The organism is Bartonella refiksaydamii (assembly GCF_902652675.1).
Lineage (GTDB): Bacteria > Pseudomonadota > Alphaproteobacteria > Rhizobiales > Rhizobiaceae > Bartonella > Bartonella refiksaydamii.
In genome coordinates this window covers 1-18,837 of the sequence record NZ_LR736309.1, presented here as the reverse complement: position 1 = coordinate 18,837, position 18,837 = coordinate 1, and the positions used below count along the sequence as shown (strand labels likewise).

Annotated in this window: 19 protein-coding genes and 1 pseudogene; 15 read left to right on the top strand and 5 right to left on the bottom strand. The window is 38.6% G+C overall.

What is annotated here, in order from left to right:
* Positions 1–6: 6 nt before the first annotated feature.
* The 6 genes from GQO39_RS09415 to GQO39_RS06520 all read left to right on the top strand — a co-directional run bounded on the left by GQO39_RS09415 (position 7) and on the right by GQO39_RS06520 (position 3,293).
* The gene (locus tag GQO39_RS09415; protein WP_256375702.1) at positions 7–141 is read left to right on the top strand and encodes a hypothetical protein; all 135 of its coding nucleotides are present in this window, start codon (positions 7–9) and stop codon (positions 139–141) included.
* A 53-nt stretch (positions 142–194) separates the two neighbouring features.
* Complete coding sequence (gene rsmI, locus GQO39_RS06540) at positions 195–1,082, top strand: 16S rRNA (cytidine(1402)-2'-O)-methyltransferase (RefSeq protein WP_156851479.1); 888 nt, start codon at positions 195–197, stop codon at positions 1,080–1,082.
* Positions 1,083–1,098: 16 nt separating this feature from the next.
* Positions 1,099–1,467: a YraN family protein gene (locus tag GQO39_RS06535; RefSeq protein ID WP_156851487.1), complete on the top strand. Its 369-nt coding sequence runs from the start codon at positions 1,099–1,101 to the stop codon at positions 1,465–1,467.
* Positions 1,468–1,572: 105 nt separating this feature from the next.
* On the top strand, positions 1,573–1,818 hold the full coding sequence (locus GQO39_RS06530) for a hypothetical protein (protein ID WP_007553258.1): 246 nt from the start codon (positions 1,573–1,575) through the stop codon (positions 1,816–1,818).
* Between the two features lie 56 nt (positions 1,819–1,874).
* Positions 1,875–2,666 carry a pyrroline-5-carboxylate reductase gene (locus tag GQO39_RS06525; protein ID WP_156851478.1) on the top strand — a complete coding sequence of 264 codons (792 nt, stop codon included), beginning with the start codon at positions 1,875–1,877 and terminating at the stop codon, positions 2,664–2,666.
* 420 nt (positions 2,667–3,086) lie between these two features.
* Entirely contained in the window at positions 3,087–3,293 is a 207-nt protein-coding gene (locus tag GQO39_RS06520; protein WP_156851477.1) for a hypothetical protein, read from the top strand.
* 238 nt (positions 3,294–3,531) lie between these two features.
* Here the strand turns inward: GQO39_RS06520 and GQO39_RS06515 are convergent, their stop codons facing one another.
* Genes GQO39_RS06515 through GQO39_RS06505 form a run of 3 tightly spaced genes read right to left on the bottom strand, consistent with a single transcriptional unit; the run spans position 3,532 to position 6,913 of the window.
* Entirely contained in the window at positions 3,532–5,193 is a 1,662-nt protein-coding gene (locus GQO39_RS06515; protein ID WP_156851476.1) for an electron transfer flavoprotein-ubiquinone oxidoreductase, read from the bottom strand.
* Positions 5,194–5,196: 3 nt separating this feature from the next.
* Complete coding sequence (locus tag GQO39_RS06510; protein ID WP_156851475.1) at positions 5,197–6,117, bottom strand: electron transfer flavoprotein subunit alpha/FixB family protein; 921 nt, start codon at positions 6,115–6,117, stop codon at positions 5,197–5,199.
* A 49-nt stretch (positions 6,118–6,166) separates the two neighbouring features.
* Entirely contained in the window at positions 6,167–6,913 is a 747-nt protein-coding gene (locus GQO39_RS06505; protein ID WP_156851474.1) for an electron transfer flavoprotein subunit beta/FixA family protein, read from the bottom strand.
* Between the two features lie 513 nt (positions 6,914–7,426).
* Here GQO39_RS06505 and GQO39_RS06500 point away from each other — a divergent pair.
* The 3 genes from GQO39_RS06500 (at position 7,427) to GQO39_RS06490 (ending at position 10,149) form a co-directional block, all read left to right on the top strand.
* Complete coding sequence (locus GQO39_RS06500; protein ID WP_156851473.1) at positions 7,427–8,254, top strand: hypothetical protein; 828 nt, start codon at positions 7,427–7,429, stop codon at positions 8,252–8,254.
* A 162-nt stretch (positions 8,255–8,416) separates the two neighbouring features.
* Entirely contained in the window at positions 8,417–9,337 is a 921-nt protein-coding gene (locus tag GQO39_RS06495) for a sulfite exporter TauE/SafE family protein (protein WP_156851472.1), read from the top strand.
* Between the two features lie 2 nt (positions 9,338–9,339).
* Positions 9,340–10,149 (top strand): TIGR02186 family protein, encoded by an 810-nt coding sequence (locus tag GQO39_RS06490; RefSeq protein WP_156851471.1) that lies wholly within the window; start codon positions 9,340–9,342, stop codon positions 10,147–10,149.
* 22 nt (positions 10,150–10,171) lie between these two features.
* Here GQO39_RS06490 and GQO39_RS09235 read toward each other — a convergent pair whose 3' ends face one another.
* Complete coding sequence (locus tag GQO39_RS09235; RefSeq protein WP_156851470.1) at positions 10,172–10,453, bottom strand: DUF6460 domain-containing protein; 282 nt, start codon at positions 10,451–10,453, stop codon at positions 10,172–10,174.
* A gap of 53 nt (positions 10,454–10,506) precedes the next feature.
* On the bottom strand, positions 10,507–10,644 hold the full coding sequence (locus tag GQO39_RS08865; RefSeq protein WP_198039430.1) for a hypothetical protein: 138 nt from the start codon (positions 10,642–10,644) through the stop codon (positions 10,507–10,509).
* 690 nt (positions 10,645–11,334) lie between these two features.
* On the opposite strand from GQO39_RS08865, the gene GQO39_RS06480 reads away from it, so the two are divergent.
* The 6 genes and pseudogenes from GQO39_RS06480 to GQO39_RS06455 form a co-directional block, all read left to right on the top strand.
* Positions 11,335–11,490 carry a hypothetical protein gene (locus GQO39_RS06480; RefSeq protein ID WP_156851469.1) on the top strand — a complete coding sequence of 52 codons (156 nt, stop codon included), beginning with the start codon at positions 11,335–11,337 and terminating at the stop codon, positions 11,488–11,490.
* 110 nt (positions 11,491–11,600) lie between these two features.
* Positions 11,601–13,232: an ABC transporter substrate-binding protein gene (locus GQO39_RS06475; RefSeq protein WP_156851468.1), complete on the top strand. Its 1,632-nt coding sequence runs from the start codon at positions 11,601–11,603 to the stop codon at positions 13,230–13,232.
* Positions 13,233–14,094: 862 nt separating this feature from the next.
* Positions 14,095–15,726, top strand: a complete 1,632-nt coding sequence (locus tag GQO39_RS06470; RefSeq protein WP_156851467.1) for an ABC transporter substrate-binding protein — start codon at positions 14,095–14,097, stop codon at positions 15,724–15,726.
* Positions 15,727–15,964: 238 nt separating this feature from the next.
* Positions 15,965–17,395 carry an exodeoxyribonuclease VII large subunit gene (xseA, locus tag GQO39_RS06465; protein ID WP_156851466.1) on the top strand — a complete coding sequence of 477 codons (1,431 nt, stop codon included), beginning with the start codon at positions 15,965–15,967 and terminating at the stop codon, positions 17,393–17,395.
* Positions 17,373–17,999, top strand: a complete 627-nt coding sequence (locus GQO39_RS06460) for a DNA-3-methyladenine glycosylase I (protein ID WP_156851465.1) — start codon at positions 17,373–17,375, stop codon at positions 17,997–17,999. Before xseA ends, GQO39_RS06460 begins: the two co-directional genes overlap by 23 nt.
* Before the next feature lie 442 nt (positions 18,000–18,441).
* A pseudogene (locus GQO39_RS06455) lies at positions 18,442–18,837 on the top strand (phage tail tape measure protein); the annotation flags it as partial.

Sequence of the window (18,837 nt, the reverse complement as noted above, 5' to 3'; positions counted from 1 at the left end):
TCAAAAATGGGTTATAATACCAAAAAAAGTGTTGGTGCTAGCGCAAGCTATCTTGTTGTGCTACGAGCAGTTATTCGAGTAGTTGATCTTTTGGCGGAGACAAAGAAAAATTTTTCAGAACTTGTTGATGATCATGGATAAAGGTTTTCGCTTAGAGCTTTTAGAGAGGGGATATTTGATTATGAAAGAAAGGTATGTGTGAAAAAACATATTTTATAGGTGCTCATGCTTATTCTGCACCCGTCATAGAACCAGGGCTTTATCTCGTGGCAACGCCTATTGGAAATCTTGCAGATATCACTCTTCGTGCTTTGCAAATACTTGCAGGTGTTGATATTTTAGCGTGTGAGGATACGCGGGTGACGCGTATTTTGTTGGAACGCTACGGTATTCAGAAAAAATCATTTGTTTATCATGAACATAATGCACAGAAAGCAGGGGCGAAATTATTAGTAGCTTTAGCAGAAAATAAAACCGTAGCGCTCGTCTCAGATGCTGGAACACCGCTTATTTCTGATCCTGGATTTCGATTGGTAGAAGAGGCACGCAAAGCTGGTCACAAAATCGTTCCAATTCCTGGGGCATCAGCACTTTTAGCTGCTCTTGTTGCGACAGGGCTCCCTACAGATAGTTTTTTCTTTGCTGGTTTTTTGAGTGCGCGAAAGGTACAGCGTCAAAAGCGGTTAGAACAATTAAAAGCTATTCCTGCGACGTTAGTTTTTTATGAATCACCCCATCGTCTCGTCGAGACTTTACAGGATATGGTCTCTTTTTTTTCGGCTGATCGTCCAGCTGCAATTTGTCGTGAATTAACAAAAAAGTTTGAAACAGTAGATGTTTCTAATTTAGGCCATTTATTTGAAAAATACGGTAAGCAAGCGCATATTCGTGGAGAAATTGTTGTGCTTGTTGGGGACGCACTTTCCTCTTTGGACGTAATGAGTGATCAAGAAATTGATGAGATGTTATTAGAATTGGCGTGTACGCATTCTGCAGCTCAAGCGGCTGCTTTGGCAGCAAAGAAAACAGGCTTAAAAAAGCAAGAACTTTTTCAGCGGTTGAATTTTTTAAAAGATGCATAAAATGATAGGGAAGACCATACAAAAAGAACGTAGGCAAAAATCTTTTTATCGAGGTGTTCGTGCAGAAAAATGGGCTGCTTGGTGGTTACGTTTTAAAGGGTTTCACATTGCTGAAATTCGTTTTAAAACAAAATGCGGTGAAATTGATTTAATTGCGCGGCGTGGAAATCTTGTATTAGTCGTCGAGGTAAAAGCTCGCTCAACATTAGCTGAAGCAATGGCAGCGGTTTCTCGGGTGAATGAGAGGCGCATTGAGGCAGCAGCCGATATTTGGTTAGCACGACAAAAAGATCGTGCGCTTTTATGTGTACGTTTTGACTTGATTGCAATTCTACCGTGGTGTTTGCCGCAGCATATTCCAGCATTTTTTACGTCTGATAAATAAGAGTTTCTATATCATTTTAACCATGGTAGATGAAAAACATTTCGTTTTTATGAACACATGGGGTAAAAAAGTGCTTAACAGTTTGAGCAATATGAGGAGTGAAATATGGATGATTATGAAAAGTTTGCAACGGGTTTGTTGATTGTTTTTGGAGTATTAATTATTGGTGGTTTGATGGCAATGCATATTGTACTCATGAATAAGCCAGGTTTTTTATTCGCATTGGCGGCTGCTGTCGTTGGTTGGTTTTCTGCTTTTGCAGTTATTTTTGATAAGCCCAAAGTTTATTTGGGATTGATTATTCTTGCTATGTTATGTGTTGCTTCCTCAATTAGTGTTTATGTTAGTTAAAATGCATGAAGCGCTGGTTGCGTTCTCTTTAGAAATTATGAGGATAAGGAGAAGAAATGAAAATTGGCTTTTTGGGAACGGGTAAAATCAGTACTTCAATGGTCGAAGGCTTAATGATGAGCGCTTTTGACGTTTCTTCCATTATTGTTTCTCCCCGCAATGCACGAAGTGCAGAGCGCCTTTCACACAATTACGATAAGGTTATTATTGCCGAAAATAATCAAGCATTGCTGGATGTTAGTGATTGTGTTTTTCTTTGTTTGCCCAACCAAATTGCAGAAGAAGTTTTGCGTTCTCTTCGTTTTCATCCAGAACAGCTTGTCATTTCCGTGCTTGCCATGGCAACAGCAGCAGAAGTTGAAGAGTGGATCAACCATAAGGTTTATCGTGCTGTTCCGCTTCCTTTTGTGGCAGAATGTAAAAATTTGACGCCCATTTATCCTGATCATTCATTTTTGCGCACTTTGTTTGATGCGTTGGGGGGAACATTAGTGTTGGATGCAGAAGAGCAGTTTAATCTTTTTATGACGGCAGGTTCACTTATGGGGGTTTATTTTAATTTTATAGAAACAGCACACCAATGGTTTGTGACACAGGGGTTAAAAAAACAACCATCAGCAGATTTTCTTTCTATGATGTTTGGAAATCTTACGGATGAAATGCGCAAAACTATAGCAACTGATTGTTCAAAACCTCTTGATTTTTCTCTGCTTGAGAAAGAGTTTTCAACGAAGGGCGGAACAAATGAGCTTTTGTCAAACTGTTTTTCTCATCAAGGGGGAAGGAGTGCTTTAATGACGGCTCTTGAGACTACTTTGCAAAAAATAAACGCTCCGTTTACACATTGAAAATGCTGGATCAATATTTTTTTTCCAATCTTAATGAGAGGGGTATTGGTGTGTGCGTTTAGATTTGCGTGAACACAGGTCTACAAATTGAATGAGAACGTTGAATATAGCACACTTCTTTTCTTTCAATTTCTCTTATCATAAATCAAAAAAACGTTTGCTTATATGTCATAGGAAGGATCAGCATATGGATAAAAACCGTTTAAGAAAGGAGCAAATATGTTTCTTGATAAACAGATTTTATACAGAAGTAAGTGCAACATTTTGAACTGACGAATAGAATGAGAGTGCTTGCTTGTACTTTCATAACATAAACGCAAAGATGATAGTAACCTGATGGATCTTGCATATACTGTTCATGGGGGAAGGGAAATGGGTTTTAGAGGTTATGAGAGACATTTCTTTAAAACAGCCGCGTGAATGCGTAGCTTAAGGGGGGCGGTTCATTGTGAGAGACGTGACTCCAGTAAAGAACAGAGAAAAGCAAAAGCGTGTGGTGTTGTTGCACTTCACTCTTTAAACAATATTGCTGTAGACGTTTTTGAAGGTCGGAGAGCCAAATTAAAAAAGATGATGAAGATGCCGATGGGTTGCGCTTCTACGAGCAGAATGGTCACAATATCTTAATCCTTGTTTTGTTCATTGATAGATAAAAAGCTTTTAATAACAGTTATGTTATTAGATTTTTATTGATGAAAAAAGTAATGCGGTAGTGAGGGAGTATTTTTTGTGAGAGTAGTGATAGAACACATTTCACATTGTGCAAGAACTCGTGCCCTAAAAGTATCGGATGGGATTTTGATTTTTGAAGTACTCTTATTGGTTAGGTTTTTACAGATTCTCATTTTAGTGGAATGAATAATGATTACATGTTGAGATAAAGTGGTCCCTCACTGCCTTGCGGACAGGTCCAATTGATATTTTGGTTTGGGTCTTTGATATCGCAGGTTTTACAATGTATGCAGTTTGAAGCATTGATAACATAAGTTTCCTGATTATTATGGTCTAGCCATTCGTAGACAGCTGCGGGACAATAGCGTGTGGAGGGGCCTCCATAAATTGCATATTCGGAGTCTTTTTGTTTTTCTAATGAAGCTATTTTTAAATGGCAAGGTTGGTTTTCTTCATGGTGCGTATGAGAAAGTGCGACACTGGAGAGACGATCAAAGGTTACAATACCATCTGGTTTTGGATAAGCGATGGGTTGAAATTTTTCTGCTGGTTCGAGACATTCATAATCTTCTTTTGTGTGAGAGAGTGTTCTAAATAAAGAAAATCCAAATAATTGTTGCCACCACAGATCAAAGCCGGCAAGCTTAATTCCGTAATTTGTGCCGAATTTTGCCCATAGTGGTTTCGCGTTGCGTACTTTATAAAGATCTTTGCCAATGGGACCTTGTCGCCATTGTTCTTCGATTTCTTTGACTTCGTCATGGGCGCGTCCTTGAGCAAGAGCTGTAGCAATTTTATCGGCTGCTAATATACCAGATAGAATGGCATTGTGAGAGCCTTTGATACGAGGGACATTGACAAAACCAGCAGAACAGCCAATAAGCGCTCCACCGGGAAAGGTAAGCTTTGGTACGGATTGCCAACCACCTTCACTGATGACGCGAGCACCATAAGAAAGGCGCTTTGCACCTTTGAAAATTTCATAAAGTTGAGGATGTGTTTTAAAACGTTGAAATTCCTCGAAGGGAGAAAGATAAGGATTTTTATAATCTAAGTGTACAACAAAACCGGCAGAAATTAAGTTGTTTTCTTGGTGATAAAGAAAACCGCCACCACCGGTACGATTGTCTAAGGGCCAACCGGTAAAATGTTGAACTAAACCAAGTTTGTGTTTTTGTGGTTCAACTTCCCAAAGCTCTTTGAGACCGAGACCAAACTTTTGTGGTTCACGGTTTTTACTAAGATCAAATTTCTGTATGAGTTGTTTTGCAATGGAGCCACGCGCGCCTTCTGCGACTAGGGTATATTTTGCTAGTAAAGCCATACCCGGCATGTAATTTTTCCCAAGGGTTCCATTTTTTTCAAGACCCATATCACCTGTGAGAACACCAATGATAGCTCCATTATCGTTTTGAATGGTTTCCGATATGGCAAAACCAGGATAGATTTCGACGCCGAGCGCTTCGGCTTTTTTGCTTAGCCAATGGCAAACATTCCCGAGTGAAACGATATAGCATCCGTCATTGGATAAGATTTTTGGGCGCAAAATATTGGGAAATATTGTGGCGTGTTTTTGCTTTAGAAAAAAAAACTGATCACTGGTGACTGGTGTTTTAAAAGGATGATCGTTTTCATTTCTCCATTCTGGCAAGAGTGTATCAATGCCAATGGGGTCAACAACTGCTCCAGACAGAATATGTGCACCAACTTCAGTGCCTTTTTCAACGATTGTGACAGAAAGTTCGGGGTTAATCTGTTTGAGACGAATTGCGGCAGAAAGTCCTGCAGGTCCCGCTCCGATAATTACTATGTCAAATTCCATAGTTTCACGTTGATGATGCACAGATGCATTCATAGTTTATAAAGCTTTCTCCAACTCAGGAATAATTTGATGAAGATCTCCTACAAGGGCGTAATCAGCAATTTGCATGATAGGGGCTTCAGCATCTTTGTTAATAGCTACGATAACTTGTGCATCCATTATGCCGGCTAAATGTTGAATTGCACCAGAAATACCGACAGCAATATAGAGTTCGGGAGCAACAACTTTGCCTGTTTGTCCAATTTGCCAATCATTAGGGGCATAGCCTGCGTCCACTGCTGCGCGGCTAGCACCTAAAGCAGCTTCTAGTTTGTTTGCAAGGGGGAGAAGGAGTGTCATAAATTGCTCTTGTGAGCCAAGACCACGTCCGCCTGATATAATAACACGTGCCGAGGTAAGATCAGGGCGATCACTTTTGTTGGTTTCCGCTTTTATGAAAGAAGAAAGGTTTGGATTGGGAGCTGGTGTTATCGTTTTAATGGGAGCAGTGTTATTTTGGAAAGGGGCTGGTGTGAAAGAGGCTGTACGGACTGTAATAACTTTTTGGCGATCATTGGTGCGTACAGTTTCAAGTGCGTTTCCTGCATAGATTGGTCGTTTAAAGGTATCGGGGGCAACAACCGCGATAATGTCTGAGATTTGCATAAGATCAAGAAGAGCAGCCACGCGTGGCATTACATTTTTACCAGTGCTGGTAGATGCAGCCATGATCACATCATAATTATTCGCATATTTGACAATTGTATTTGCCATAGGTTCAGCGAGTTGATGTGCTAAATAATCAGCTTCAGCGATAAGAATTTGCCGTACACCAGCGATCTTGGCAGTGTTTTCGGCAATCGCTTGAACCTTTGTTCCACAAACCAAAATATCAATATCATCACTAATTGCTTGCGCTGCGGTGAGTGCTTTTGCGGTTTCCTCTGTATTTTGTTCGGCCAATAAAAGAATCGCCATAAATTTTTGTCCTTTTATACAGTGTTGTTTTGATCTAGGTTATTGAATATTAAATGCGGTTTGTTTGTTTTAGCGCATTGACAAGTTCTGCTACATTAGCCACTTTGACACCGGATTGGCGGGCTTTGGGCTCTTCAACGCTAAGGACTGTTAAGCGTGCTTTTGTATCTACGCCAAGGTCAGCAAGTGCTTTTTGTTCAATGTGCTTCTTTCTTGCCTTCATAATATTGGGCAGAGTAGTATAACGTGGTTCGTTTAATCGTAGATCAGCAGTCATCACGATGGGGAGGGGTAGACAGAGAGTTTGTGTGCCATTATCTACTTCGCGGATAATAGTTGCATGCCCATTTTCTATTTTTAGATGCGAAGCAAAAGTTGCTTGTCCCCAACCAAGGAGCGCTGCTAACATTTGTCCGGTTTGGTTGCTATCATCATCAATGGCTTGTTTTCCTAAAAAGACCATATTGGGTTTTTCATCATGAACAATGACCTTGAGAATTTTAGCAATTGCTAGGGGTTCAAGTGTTTGCTCTGTTGTTACAAGGAGAGCGCGATCAGCACCCATTGCAAGCCCTGTTCGTAAGGTTTCCTGTGCGGCTTCAGGTCCAATTGAAACAAGAACAACTTCTGAAACTTTCCCAGATTCTTTCTGACGAATTGCTTCTTCCACGGCGATTTCGTCAAAAGGGTTCATAGACATTTTTACGTGAGATAGATCAACGCCCGTGCCATCAAGTTTGACGCGTATCTTGATGTTATAATCAACAACACGTTTGACAGCGACAATTATTTTCATGATGATCCTCTTTGTTTGTATGATCAAAAGTTTATCCTAATAATCATAAGAAACCAAATCATTTAGAACTGAATTTCACTTATAATTGGTTTTCTCATTATATAAGCTTTCTTACATTTATTGGTACTCTTATCGTTGTGTTCAATCTATATTTAGCTTTTTTGTACTTCAATAATTGCCTTCTTCGTTTGAACAAAAAGGTAAAAAATCAGTGTGTGTTATGAGGATATTCTTTCTTTAAGTTCGTATGCCCACTTTATAGAAGTTTTTCTTTATAGAGGTCGTTTATGTAATGGCAAAAAAGTAAAAAAAGCAAAAATGGGGAATGGATTTTTAATTTAAATCTTGAAAGCAGGAAAATCAAAGTTCATTTGTTTAAAGATTTTTGGCAATGTTTTGGAAGTTCTTAAAGCTCTATTTACTAAAATAAAGCATATTTTCCATACATTTGTGCGATTCTTTGCAAAGAATTAATGAGGCGTAGCGTTTGCAATACAGTGAGGGGTAGTGTTTTTGAATACGAAAAGTCATATTATAGAGCAAGTTAAGCATGAAAAACCTTCTTTTTTTGTTGTTGAGCAAAAGGAGAAGATGAGTACGCCTACTGAAGTAACGATGTCGGATATCGCTAAAAAATTGCGCTCTGTTCATGCACAAATGCGGATGAAGCATTCACCTCGTCGTTTGACATTGCAAAGTTCCGTGGAAGAGAGTTTTAAATCTTACTTGGATGATATTAGTCGGGCAATTTTGGCAGAGCATTATATACGTCGCCAAAAAGAAAAAAAGCTGTTTGAGCATTTAGAGCAGATAAAAATGCTTGTTCAGAGTTTGCATAGAGAAAAGAAAAGTCTAGAACAAGCAGCAGTAACACGGCATATGTCTCGTTCAAAATCGTTTGATTCTGTTGTGCAACATCTTGCTCATATGGCATGTGAGGAAAGCCAAGAATGCTCGTCGCCCCAAAAGGTACAAAACTTTTCGGAACAAAATCGCACAACCCCAATCCAAACAAATGTTGAAAATACCTTGCAACAAGGGAATAGAAGCTCTTCACCAAGAGAGAGTATGAAGCCTTCTTCAAAAGAGGCTGAGGAGCTTGTGGGGCAGTCTGCAAGAGAAGAAAGGCGCTCTACTGTTCAAGCATCTGGTCGTTGCACTGAAAATGATCAATATTCTTCCTTGAAAGCAGAGCCTCTGGGAATTTCCTTTTTTTTACGTTATTCTATTAAAAAACTTTTTCTTTGTTTTTTAATCATTGCATTTATGGCAGCGATAACGTTATGCTTTTATGGTTTTTTAAAAGGAGTTCCTTTTTTTAATTTTATGATGTTAGGTTAAGTGATGTGAGGTAGATTGCACATTCGTAATTTTATAAAAACGTGTATGGCATCTAAACTTGTTCTTTTCAACATGAAACAAAGATTATTGAAGAAGGGAGTTAATTAGAGAGAGGCTCTCAAATTATCTAAAAAACTTCAAATTATCTTGAAGGTTCTGTAAGTGAGTATTTATTTACCAATTGCTGAAATGTCGCTCAATATGCTGATCTTGATTGGTATGGGGGTTGTTGCTGGTTTTTTTTCAGGACTTTTTGGAATTGGTGGTGGTTTTCTCATCACGCCTTTATTGATTTTTTATAATATCCCTCCTGCTATTGCTGTTGCAACAGGGGCTAATCAGATGATTGCATCATCTGTAACGGGGGCGATTACACATTTTAGAAGACGTACTCTTGATATAAAACTTGGTATTTTTTTAGTGATTGGAGGGGGGATTGGCTCTTTAATCGGGATTCAGTTTTTTTCTGTTCTGAAAAAATTAGGGCAATTAGATCTCATGATTTCGCTTCTTTATGTGATTCTTCTTGGGAGCGTAGGAAGTTTGATGATTATTGAAAGTTGGCGTGATATGATGCGCCAACGTACAGCACAAAAAGTCAATGTTCGTCTTGCAGGTAGTCATAATTGGATCCATCGCTTGCCGTTAAAGATGCGTTTTCGAACATCAATGATATATGTCAGCATCATTCCAGTTTTAGGAATTGGTCTTATTGTTGGCTTGTTGTCTTCTATTATGGGGATTGGTGGGGGGTTCTTTATGATACCAGCATTGATTTATCTTATGCGTGTCCCGACCCGCGTGGTGATTGGAACTTCACTTTTTCAAATTACATTTGTCTCTTCTTTTACCACAGTTTTACAAAGTGTAAGTAATCAGTCAGTCGATATTGTGTTGGCTTTTTTGTTGATGCTTGGTGGAAGTATTGGTGCACAATATGGAACACGCACTGGACGAAAATTAAAGGCTGAACAATTGCGCATGGCGCTTGCATTTTTGGTGTTGATTGTATGTATGCGTCTTGCTTTTCAATTATTTGTACGCCCTGATAATCTTTTCTCTCTGGATATTCTGATGAGATAAAAATGGGTAGATTATTTTCTTTATGCATCATTGCGGGTTGCTTTTGTATAGTCTCTTCTTCTATGTGGGGGCATGTTGGCACGAAAGCTGCACTCATTGACCAAGTGGATCATGAGACTATCCAAATTATCGTAACAACGAATACTATTACAGTTGATGCACATTTTGATGGCCGTGATCTTTATATTGCTGGTGTTTTGGAAAACATTAATCCGCTACGTGCTCAGCAGAGCCGTTATGATATTGTTGTGAGCTTGGAGGGACAAGCTCGACCTATGATTATGCGAGAAAAGAAACGTAATGCTGGAGTTTGGGTTAATGCAGATTCTCTCACTTTTAAAAATGTTCCTCTCTTTTATTCTATGGTCACAACGCGTGAGATTGATGATATTACTGGCGTTGAAGATTATAAACGTTTGAGGCTAGGATTACCCTATTTATTGCTGCAGACGGATGAACAAGATCAGGAGAAAATACAAATTTTTCGTGATGAACTTATAAAATTGCAAAAAGCCAAAAATCTTTATCATGAGGAAGTAGGGGGTGTCCGTTTTGGTTCCGGTGCACTGTTTACAGCGCATTTCCGTTTGCCGGCAAATATTCCTGTCGGACATTATCAGGCTCGTGCTTATCTTTTTCGCGATGGGGAATTTGTTGATAGTGCGACCACGACTCTTGAAATCGTTAAAGCACATATTGCTTATACAATTTTTCATGCAGCGCACAAGCATAGTTTTATATATGGTATTGTAGCGGTGATTATAGCTGTTAGTACAGGCTTTTTATGTCGTTTGATTTTTCGAAAAGATTAGTAGAAGGAAAACGCTAAGGCATTTATTTTTTATAAAAAATGCGTAGAAAAAGAAAAATAGGCACAACAACAATAGCTCCCATCATGGATATATGGAAGAAGTTTGCAAGAGTTATAAATCCTGTTTCCCAGAGAGATTTAAAAAATTCTATTATTCTTTGCACGAGATTTCGAGGAGTCCACCCAAGAAAATTCATCACGATGCCAACAAGGAATGAAAGGATGAGCAATTTTAAAGCAACACACCTTGATGTTCCTCCAAGAAATGCATGAAGAGAATTAGACAACTTTTTTCTTTTGTTCATTTTAACATACTTTTGTGTATATTGCGCTTTTTTTGCATAACATAATGGTGTCATCACCATAAAGAAGAAATGTTTCTTTTGTTTTTCCTTACTTTTTTTTCGAGTTCACCACCTTGTAATACTGGTGTAACATTTGCACTTGTTTCTGAAACGCGCTCGTGTTCTGTTGGCATTTTTCGAGATATTTTCATAGTATTCCTTTCATTAACTTGATGGATATTCTTTAATTTCTAAGAATTTGCGGGAAAATTTTGATAACATCGCGACGTTCTGCATGATGGTGAAAATTTTTCAGTACGTCGAAGATCCTATAATAGATTTATATATTATGTATAGGGTGTAATTTCAAGACATCCTATTTTAGAGAGACTGTTCATTCGGGTAATAATATGGTTATATAGATATTAAAACTGGATATTTCAATCTGCGTGAATTGAAAAAATAGTAAATTTGTTGTTGAAAAAGCAGATGTAACTAAAGGAAGCAGAATTTAGTGTTTTTGCAAGAGGGGGTTTTTTAAATGTATTGTTGAAGAAAAGTTTGGTTATTAGCTGCGGGTGTATGGGAAAATATAAGGTTCTTCTACGCTACTTATGCTTCAGGTTACACCACATTTGCCTTAAAAGATGGTGAGGCACAGATTTTGAGTTGTTTTTTTGTGTGGAGTTATGGAAAAGCTCAAATTTCCTTCTGAAAAAAGGATGGATGTGGTTATTCTAGGCAGCTTATAACTTATCTAGGATTATTAAAATATCAAATTGTTATGGAGGTTTTTGAACAAACTGGAATTGGCGGTTTGGTGACACTCCTTAGAAAGTCGTAAGAAGAGGTTTGAAGCAGAAATTCTGTTTTACCAAATAAAGAAGAAGCCTTTGCCTTATATGCCCAGAATTATAGGTGTTGTGACATCATCAACAGGCGCTGTCATGTGTGATATCATTCATTGGATATTTAGAACGCTTTCCGTTGCATCTTTTGGTTTGTCCTATACCTTTTCAGGAGGGAAAGAGTGGTTACAAGGTAGCTGCTACTTTTGAAGGTTTTGAATTTTATTTCAAGAGGTGTGGTTTCTAAGCCTGATGTTATTATTTTTGCCTGTCGTTTTTGCGCGGGAAATTTATAGAATAAGCTTTAAAAGGAAAAGTCTATGAACTTGAAAAGGAAAATATTAAAAGGTAGCAGATCTTTTGCTTCTGCTGTTATTGCTTTGGGAATACTGGTGCAACAAGTTGCAGCAAAAACACCTACCGATACCCTCGTGATGGCTTTGAATCTCGATTCAATCGAGACTTTTGATCCTGCGCAAATCAATGAACGTTATGGTAATGAAATTGTTGCCAATATTTGTGATAACTTAATCGATTCCGCTACAGATGATCCAGCTAAAATAGCGCCTTCTTTAGCAAAGAGTTGGGATGTTTCAAATGAGGGCGGTGGTACGGTAATTACTTTTCATTTGCGTGATGGTTTGAAGTTTAATGATGGTCGTTCTGCTGGTGCTCATGATCTTGTTTGGGGGATGAGGCGGATTGTTAAATTGAAGTTGTCTGCAGCGGCAGTATTTAACGAATATGGAATTACAGAACAAAATGTTGATTTTACTCTTCAAGCACCGGATGAAAAAACTGTGGTGATGAAATTTGACAAGCTTTATCCAGCAGAGATAATCCTTGGACATATTCTTACTACTCGTGTTGCTGCTTTGCTTGATCGTGAGACAATTATGAAACACGAACAAGATGGTGATATGGGCAATCGCTATTTGGCAAGTCATGCTGCTTGTGTTGGTCCTTATCAATTAGTGAGCTGGCGCTCTGGAGAAGCAATTTTGTTGCGTGCAAGTTCCAATTATTGGGGAGAGGCAGCAAAATTGAAGCAGATTTTAATTCGTCATATTGCAGAACCTGGAACACAACGTTTGTTGTTGGAAAAACATGATATTGATGTTGCACGTAATTTGATGCCAGAGGATATAGTAGATCTTCAAGCAAAAACGGATATTAAAGTTGAAAGAGTGTTGGCGCCATCTGTGATAATGTGGGGATTTAATACGACAAATCCCATTTTTGCCAATGAAAAGGTGCGTTTGGCAATGCGCTATCTTATCGATTATGAAACTCTTGGAAAGACTCTTCTTAAAGATGTTGGTATTCCACGGGCAAGCTTTATTCCCATTGGCAATCTTGGGGCTTTGGATGAAAAAGAAGGGCAACCCTTTAAGCTTGATCTAAAAAAAGCCAAGCAGCTTTTGACGGAAGCGGGTTATCCGAATGGTTTTGAGGCCAATATTCTTGCCGGAAAATCTCCTTATCCTTTTGCTTTGCCCATTGCTCAGTCTATCCAAGACAATGCAAAAAAAATAGGTGTGCGCTTTAAGATTGAACATTTTGTAGGGACACAGTTGTTTTCAAAACTTTATGCACGGGGTTTTGATACAATTTTTATGGGATGGAATAACGATTCTGCAGATCCTTATACAATGGCTTCACGTCTTGTTTATAATCCTGATAATCGATTTGAGGCTAAAAACACAGGCTATCCTAGTTGGTGCCATGGCTATTTTGATGAAGATATGAATAAGAAGGTAAGGGATGCCCTGTTTCAAAAAGATCCACAGAAACGGGCACAAATGTATGTTGATTTGCAGCGTGATTTTATGCAAAAAGGACCTTATGCTTTTATCTATCAGACATATAGTATTATTACTATGACACCTGATGTAAAAAAATGGGTGTGGAATAGTGCACCACGTATTTTTTATAATGCCATTGAAAAATAAGTATGTCTTAAATGTTGTAACATATAAAAAATACTATCATGATATCTCCGATGTTTTGTATAGGATTTAAAAGTTTTGCAAAATATCGAAGATTATTGATAAAATATATTGATATATTCTCTACAGAGTAACTCCAAGACACTCTTCTTTAGGGATGGGCTGTGCATTTTTGTAAAATGCATGCACACATAGATATTAAGACTTAAGCAGAATTTAGTATTTTTTAGAAAAAGCGGGGGGGCCTTTAAATGTGCTATTGAGAAAAAAATTTTGTTGTATGTAGGTGAATTTGGGGAATATGGGTTTATTGTGGAGCTAATGCTTCAAATCACACCGTCTTTCCTTAAAAAATGATGAGATGCTGGGGATTGTCCTTTGGTGTGAGTTCATGGAAATGCTCAAATTGCTTCGTGAGGAAGGGGAGAAGTGTCTATGGTTAGCAACTGTGCTTATGAGGATCATCAAAATATCAAAGGATGATTGAGGTTTTTAAACCAACCGAAGTTGGTGCTCTAAAGACTCTTTTTAGAAAATCGCAAAAAGAGGTTTGAAGCAGAAGTTCTGTTTGATGAAATAAAGAAGAAGCTTTTGCCTTATATGCCCTGAATTTAGGTGTTGTGATATCATCAACAGGTAGCTATCATGCATGATATCATTCATTGGATATTAGAGCGTTTTCCGTTGCATCTTTTGGTTTGGCCTATATCTTTTCAGGGGGAAAGAATGGTTGGAAGGTAGCTGCTGCTTTTGAAGATTTTGAATTTTACTTCTAAGAGGTGTGGTTTCTAAGCCTGATCTTATTATTTTTGCCTGTCGTTGTTGCATGGGGAATTTATACAATAAACTTTAAAAGGAAAAGCCTATGAAATTGAAAAGAAAAATATTGAAGGGGAGCAGATCTTTTGCTTCTGCTGTTATTGCTTTGGGGATGTTTGTGCAACAAGTTTCAGCAAAAACGCCTGCAGATACTCTCGTGATGGGTTGGAACCTCGATGCAATAAGTACATTTGATCCTGCACAACTTAATGACCGTTATGGAACTGAAATTGTTGTCAATGTTTGTGATAATTTAGTTGAATCAGCTAAAGATGATGCAACTAAAATGGTTCCTTCTTTGGCAAAGAGTTGGGATGTTTTAAGTGACGACCAGAGCACGGTGATTACTTTTCATTTGCGTGATGGTTTGAAGTTCAACGATGGTCGTTCTGCTGGTGCTCATGATCTTGTTTGGGGCATGAGGCGGGTTGTTAAACTGAAGATGTCCAATGCGGCGACATTTAATGAATATGGTATCACAGAACAGAATGTTGACGAAGCTTTTCAAGCACCGGATGAACAAACCGTGGTGATGAAATTTGATAAACCTTATCCAGCAGAACTTATTCTTAGCAATATTTCTACTAATCGTACTGTTGCTTTGCTGGATCGTGAGACACTCATAAAACACGAACAAGATGGCGATATGGGAAACCGGTATTTGGCCAGCCATTCTGCTTGTGTTGGTCCTTATCAGATAAGTAGCTGGCGTCCTGGAGAAGCTCTTTTGTTGCATGCAAGCTCCAATTATTGGGGGGAGGTGCCTAAATTGAAGAAGATTTTAATTCTCCATGTCGCGGAGCCTGGAACACAACGTTTATTGTTGCAAAAACACGATATCGATGTTGCACGTAATTTGATGCCAGAGGATGTAGCAGATCTCCAAGCAACAACAGATATTAAAGTTGAAAGAGTGTTGGCGCCTTCCATGATCATATGGGGCTTTAATGCGACAAATCCAATTTTTGCCAATGAAAAGGTGCGTTTGGCGATGCGCTATCTTATTGATTATGAAGGACTCGGGAAGACCCTTCTTAAAGATATTGGTGTTCCACGTGCAAGTTTTATTCCTCTTGGTAATTTGGGAGCTTTGGATGAAAAAGAAGGACAGCCCTTTAAACTTGATCTTCAAAAAGCAAAGCAGCTTTTAACGGAGGCAGGATATCCGGATGGTTTTGAGGCCAAGATTTTTGCAGGTGCATCTCCTTATCCTTTTGCTTTGCCTATTGCTCAGTCTCTTCAAGACAATGCAAAAAAGATTGGGGTGCGTTTTAAAATTGAACGTTTTGTAGGTACGCAGTTATTTTCAAAATTTTATGCACGGGGTTTTGATACGATTTTTTTCGGATGGAATAATGGCTCTGGTGATCCCCATACCATGGCTTCACGTCTTATTTACAATCCTGATAATCGGTATGAGGCAAAAAATACAGGTTATGCTAGTTGGTGCCATGGATATTTTGATAAAACTATGAATCAAAAGGTTCAGGATGCGTTGTTTGAAAAAGATCCACAAAGACGGGCGCAAATGTATGCTGATTTGCAGCGTGAATTTATGCAGAAAGGACCCTATGCTTTTATTTATCAGACATATAATATTGTTGCTATGACACCTGATGTCAAAAAATGGGTTTGGAATAGCGCACCACATATTTTTTATAGTGCAATTGAAAAATAAGAGGGTATAGAGAGTATTAAGTTTATAAAATACAAAAAAGTATGATTATGATGTTTTCAACGTTTTGTATGTCGTTTAAAAACTTTGCAATGCGTTGAAGCATATCGGTGCTGGGTTGAAATGTTGTGTACAGAGTATAATTTCAAGATCTTCTCTTTGAGAGAAGCATTTCATTCTCTTTAAAGGTGTGTTTGTGTGAGTGTTAAGATTGGATATCGCAACTTCTGTGAATTGAAAAATGGTAAATTTGTTTGGTGAAAAAACAAGTGCAACGAATGCAGCAGAATTTACTGTTTCCGAAATAGCAGGGGCTTTAAAGCGCGTTGTTGAAGAAAAGTTTGGTTATGTTCGGGTGCGGGGAGAGATATCAGGTTATCGCGGGGCTCATGCTTCTGGGCATGCTTACTTTGCCTTAAAAGATGATAAGGCGCGATTGGAAGCTGTTATTTGGCGTGGCATTATGGAAAAGCTCAAATTTCCTCCCGAAGAAGGGATGGAAGTGGTCGTTGTCGGCAAACTAACAACTTATCTGGGGTCATCAAAATATCAAATTGTCATTGAAGCGCTTGAGCCAACAGGGGTTGGCGCTTTGATGACACTTCTAGAAAAGCGCAAGAAAAAGCTTGCAAATGAAGGTTTATTTGATGAATCTAAGAAAAAAACCTTGCCTTATATGCCGCGAATTATAGGCGTTGTGACATCACCAACAGGCGCTGTTATTCGTGATATTATTCATCGTATATCAGATCGTTTTCCATTGCATATTTTGGTTTGGCCCGTTCGTGTTCAGGGGGAAACAAGTGGTCAGGAAGTGGCTGCTGCTGTTGAAGGTTTTAATGCTCTTCCTTTAGGAGGGCTTGTTCCCAAACCTGATCTTATTATTGTTGCGCGGGGAGGGGGAAGTTTAGAAGATTTATGGGGATTTAATGACGAAGCTGTTGTTCGTGCTGTTTATGCGTCTGCTCTTCCGGTTATTTCTGCTGTTGGGCATGAAACGGATTGGACTTTGATTGATTATGTTGCTGATTGGCGCGCTCCAACTCCCACAGGAGCGGCAGAGAAGGCTGTTCCTGTTAAGCTTGATCTCGAAGTGTATGTGGCATCTCTTGGTGCTCGTTTACGCAAGGGATTGGTGCGTTATTTTGATTTTCATCAACAAAAATTGCGTGCTATTATACGAGGGCTTCCGACTGTCGATCAACTTTTTGCTCTACCACGACGTGGTTTTGATGAAATTTCAAGTCGATTGCTGCGTGCTTTTTATGTGAGCTGCGATAAAAAACATTTTTCTTTTCGTGCGCTTGCCATACGTTTTTCACCGCGTTTACTGGATACTGAAAAAGCGCAACGTAATACAAAGGATTATACTGTACGCCTTCATCGTGCGTTTGTGCACAATGTGGAAAAACAACGCGCTCAGTTAGAGGTCGCGTTTAGGCTTTTAAAAAGCACTTCGTATCAGAATATTTTAGAACGTGGTTTTGTTTTGGCTTTGGGGCAGGATCATAAGCCCATTAAACGGTTGGTGCAGTTTCCTGAAACGGGGCAAATAAATTTACGTTTTTTTGATGGTGAAATTAGTCTTTCAACGCGTGATCATGTTCTCAATCGCTCTTTAAAATCTAAACGGATCAAGTCGATGCAAGATGATCAAGGAACGCTCTTTTAATATAATAAATGTGGTGCTCGAGGAAGGGCTTCTTATGGGGGCGGATGGAAAAATTCGTTGTTCATGGGCAGGTACGAATCCACTTTATTGTGCTTATCATGATAATGAATGGGGAAAACCTGTTTTTGAAGATCGCCATTTGTTTGAAAAAATTTGTCTTGAAGGTTTTCAAGCAGGGCTTTCTTGGCTTACAATTTTAAAAAAAATCTCTTCTTTCCGGAATGCGTTTGATCATTTTGATTTTGAAAAAATTATGCATTATGATGAAGTAAGGGTGCAAATGTTGATGCAGAATAAAGGTATTGTTCGTCATCAAGGAAAAATTCAATCGGTGCTTAATAATGCATTTAGAGCGCAGGAAATTATAACAGAGTGGGGGAGTTTGTCCCGCTATTTTTGGTCGTTTCAACCACCACAATCAGAGCGTTATGAAAAAATAGATTTTCAAACATTGTTGGCTAATCCCATAACACCTGCTTCTCTTCGTCTTTCGAAGGACTTGAAGAAACGTGGTTGGACATTTGTTGGTCCTACAATTTGTTATGCTTTTATGCAGTCCGTTGGGATTGTCAATGATCATCTTGAAGGATGTTTTTGTCGATAAGTTTACACTTTCCTCCTTTCCTAGAGAGGATGTTATTCTATGGGACAATAAAAGAACATGGAAAGGTCTTTTGATCGTTTAATATGTTTGTTGTCCTTGAATTATTGGCTCTGGGCATGATGGTGTAGTGTAGAGCGTATTTTAATAGATACAGCAATGTAGTTCATAAAAGGTAAGGAGAAATCAGTTAGAAATTTTCAGAAATAGTTTCTAAATTTTTTTTATTTTTGAAATCATTATGCGTGCAATTTATATCATTGATTTTGATTTAGTGTCTTTCTATTGTTATTTATATAGTAGTTATCATAAGGTAAATGGCGAGTATTTTATTCATGGTTGTCAATGAAAGCCTAGTCCTTTTTAGTTTTTTCAGTGTGGAATTGTTATTACGTTGTTCTATTTCTGAAACTTAATGAAATATATTTGTTAAATTTTTTGTTGAGTGTATAACGATCGGTATATTTTTGGGGGTGCTGATACGGCAACCATCACCAAATGGAAAAACGCCATTACTGCTGCTTTTGACTTTTCTGAACATTGGCAAAAATTCAAACAGGGTCTCGGGTTTTTTGCCCAATGGTTTGGCAATGTATGGGAGGGCTTCAAGCACAGTATCACTAACTTTTGGGGCTGGTTGGGAAGCTTTTTTGCCCGCGAAACGCTCTCTGATGATGCCAAAGCCGGTATGGAACAAGCAGGGGAGGATTTGGCCAATTGGATTGTCGATGGCTTTATGGCACCCATCACAAAGTTGAGTGATTTTTTTAAATCTTTGCCAAGCCGCATCAGAGAATGGATTGGCAGCGTTGATTTATCCGACCTGTTTCATTTACCCAGT

Excerpts from the sequence above, each read along its gene's own strand:
- GQO39_RS08865 (WP_198039430.1), bottom strand. The coding sequence starts at position 10,644 with ATGAAAATATCTCGAAAAATGCCAACAGAACACGAGCGCGTTTCAGAA.
- GQO39_RS06520 (WP_156851477.1), top strand. The coding sequence starts at position 3,087 with ATGCGTAGCTTAAGGGGGGCGGTTCATTGTGAGAGACGTGACTCCAGT.
- GQO39_RS06470 (WP_156851467.1), top strand. The coding sequence starts at position 14,095 with ATGAAATTGAAAAGAAAAATATTGAAGGGGAGCAGATCTTTTGCTTCT.
- GQO39_RS06480 (WP_156851469.1), top strand. The coding sequence starts at position 11,335 with ATGCCCAGAATTATAGGTGTTGTGACATCATCAACAGGCGCTGTCATG.
- GQO39_RS06475 (WP_156851468.1), top strand. The coding sequence starts at position 11,601 with ATGAACTTGAAAAGGAAAATATTAAAAGGTAGCAGATCTTTTGCTTCT.
- xseA (WP_156851466.1), top strand. The coding sequence starts at position 15,965 with ATGGTAAATTTGTTTGGTGAAAAAACAAGTGCAACGAATGCAGCAGAA.
- GQO39_RS06525 (WP_156851478.1), top strand. The coding sequence starts at position 1,875 with ATGAAAATTGGCTTTTTGGGAACGGGTAAAATCAGTACTTCAATGGTC.
- GQO39_RS09235 (WP_156851470.1), bottom strand. The coding sequence starts at position 10,453 with ATGAACAAAAGAAAAAAGTTGTCTAATTCTCTTCATGCATTTCTTGGA.
- GQO39_RS06515 (WP_156851476.1), bottom strand. The coding sequence starts at position 5,193 with ATGAATGCATCTGTGCATCATCAACGTGAAACTATGGAATTTGACATA.
- GQO39_RS06460 (WP_156851465.1), top strand. The coding sequence starts at position 17,373 with ATGATCAAGGAACGCTCTTTTAATATAATAAATGTGGTGCTCGAGGAA.
- GQO39_RS06505 (WP_156851474.1), bottom strand. The coding sequence starts at position 6,913 with ATGAAAATAATTGTCGCTGTCAAACGTGTTGTTGATTATAACATCAAG.
- GQO39_RS06490 (WP_156851471.1), top strand. The coding sequence starts at position 9,340 with ATGGGTAGATTATTTTCTTTATGCATCATTGCGGGTTGCTTTTGTATA.
- GQO39_RS06510 (WP_156851475.1), bottom strand. The coding sequence starts at position 6,117 with ATGGCGATTCTTTTATTGGCCGAACAAAATACAGAGGAAACCGCAAAA.
- GQO39_RS09415 (WP_256375702.1), top strand. The coding sequence starts at position 7 with ATGGGTTATAATACCAAAAAAAGTGTTGGTGCTAGCGCAAGCTATCTT.
- rsmI (WP_156851479.1), top strand. The coding sequence starts at position 195 with ATGTGTGAAAAAACATATTTTATAGGTGCTCATGCTTATTCTGCACCC.
- GQO39_RS06530 (WP_007553258.1), top strand. The coding sequence starts at position 1,573 with ATGGATGATTATGAAAAGTTTGCAACGGGTTTGTTGATTGTTTTTGGA.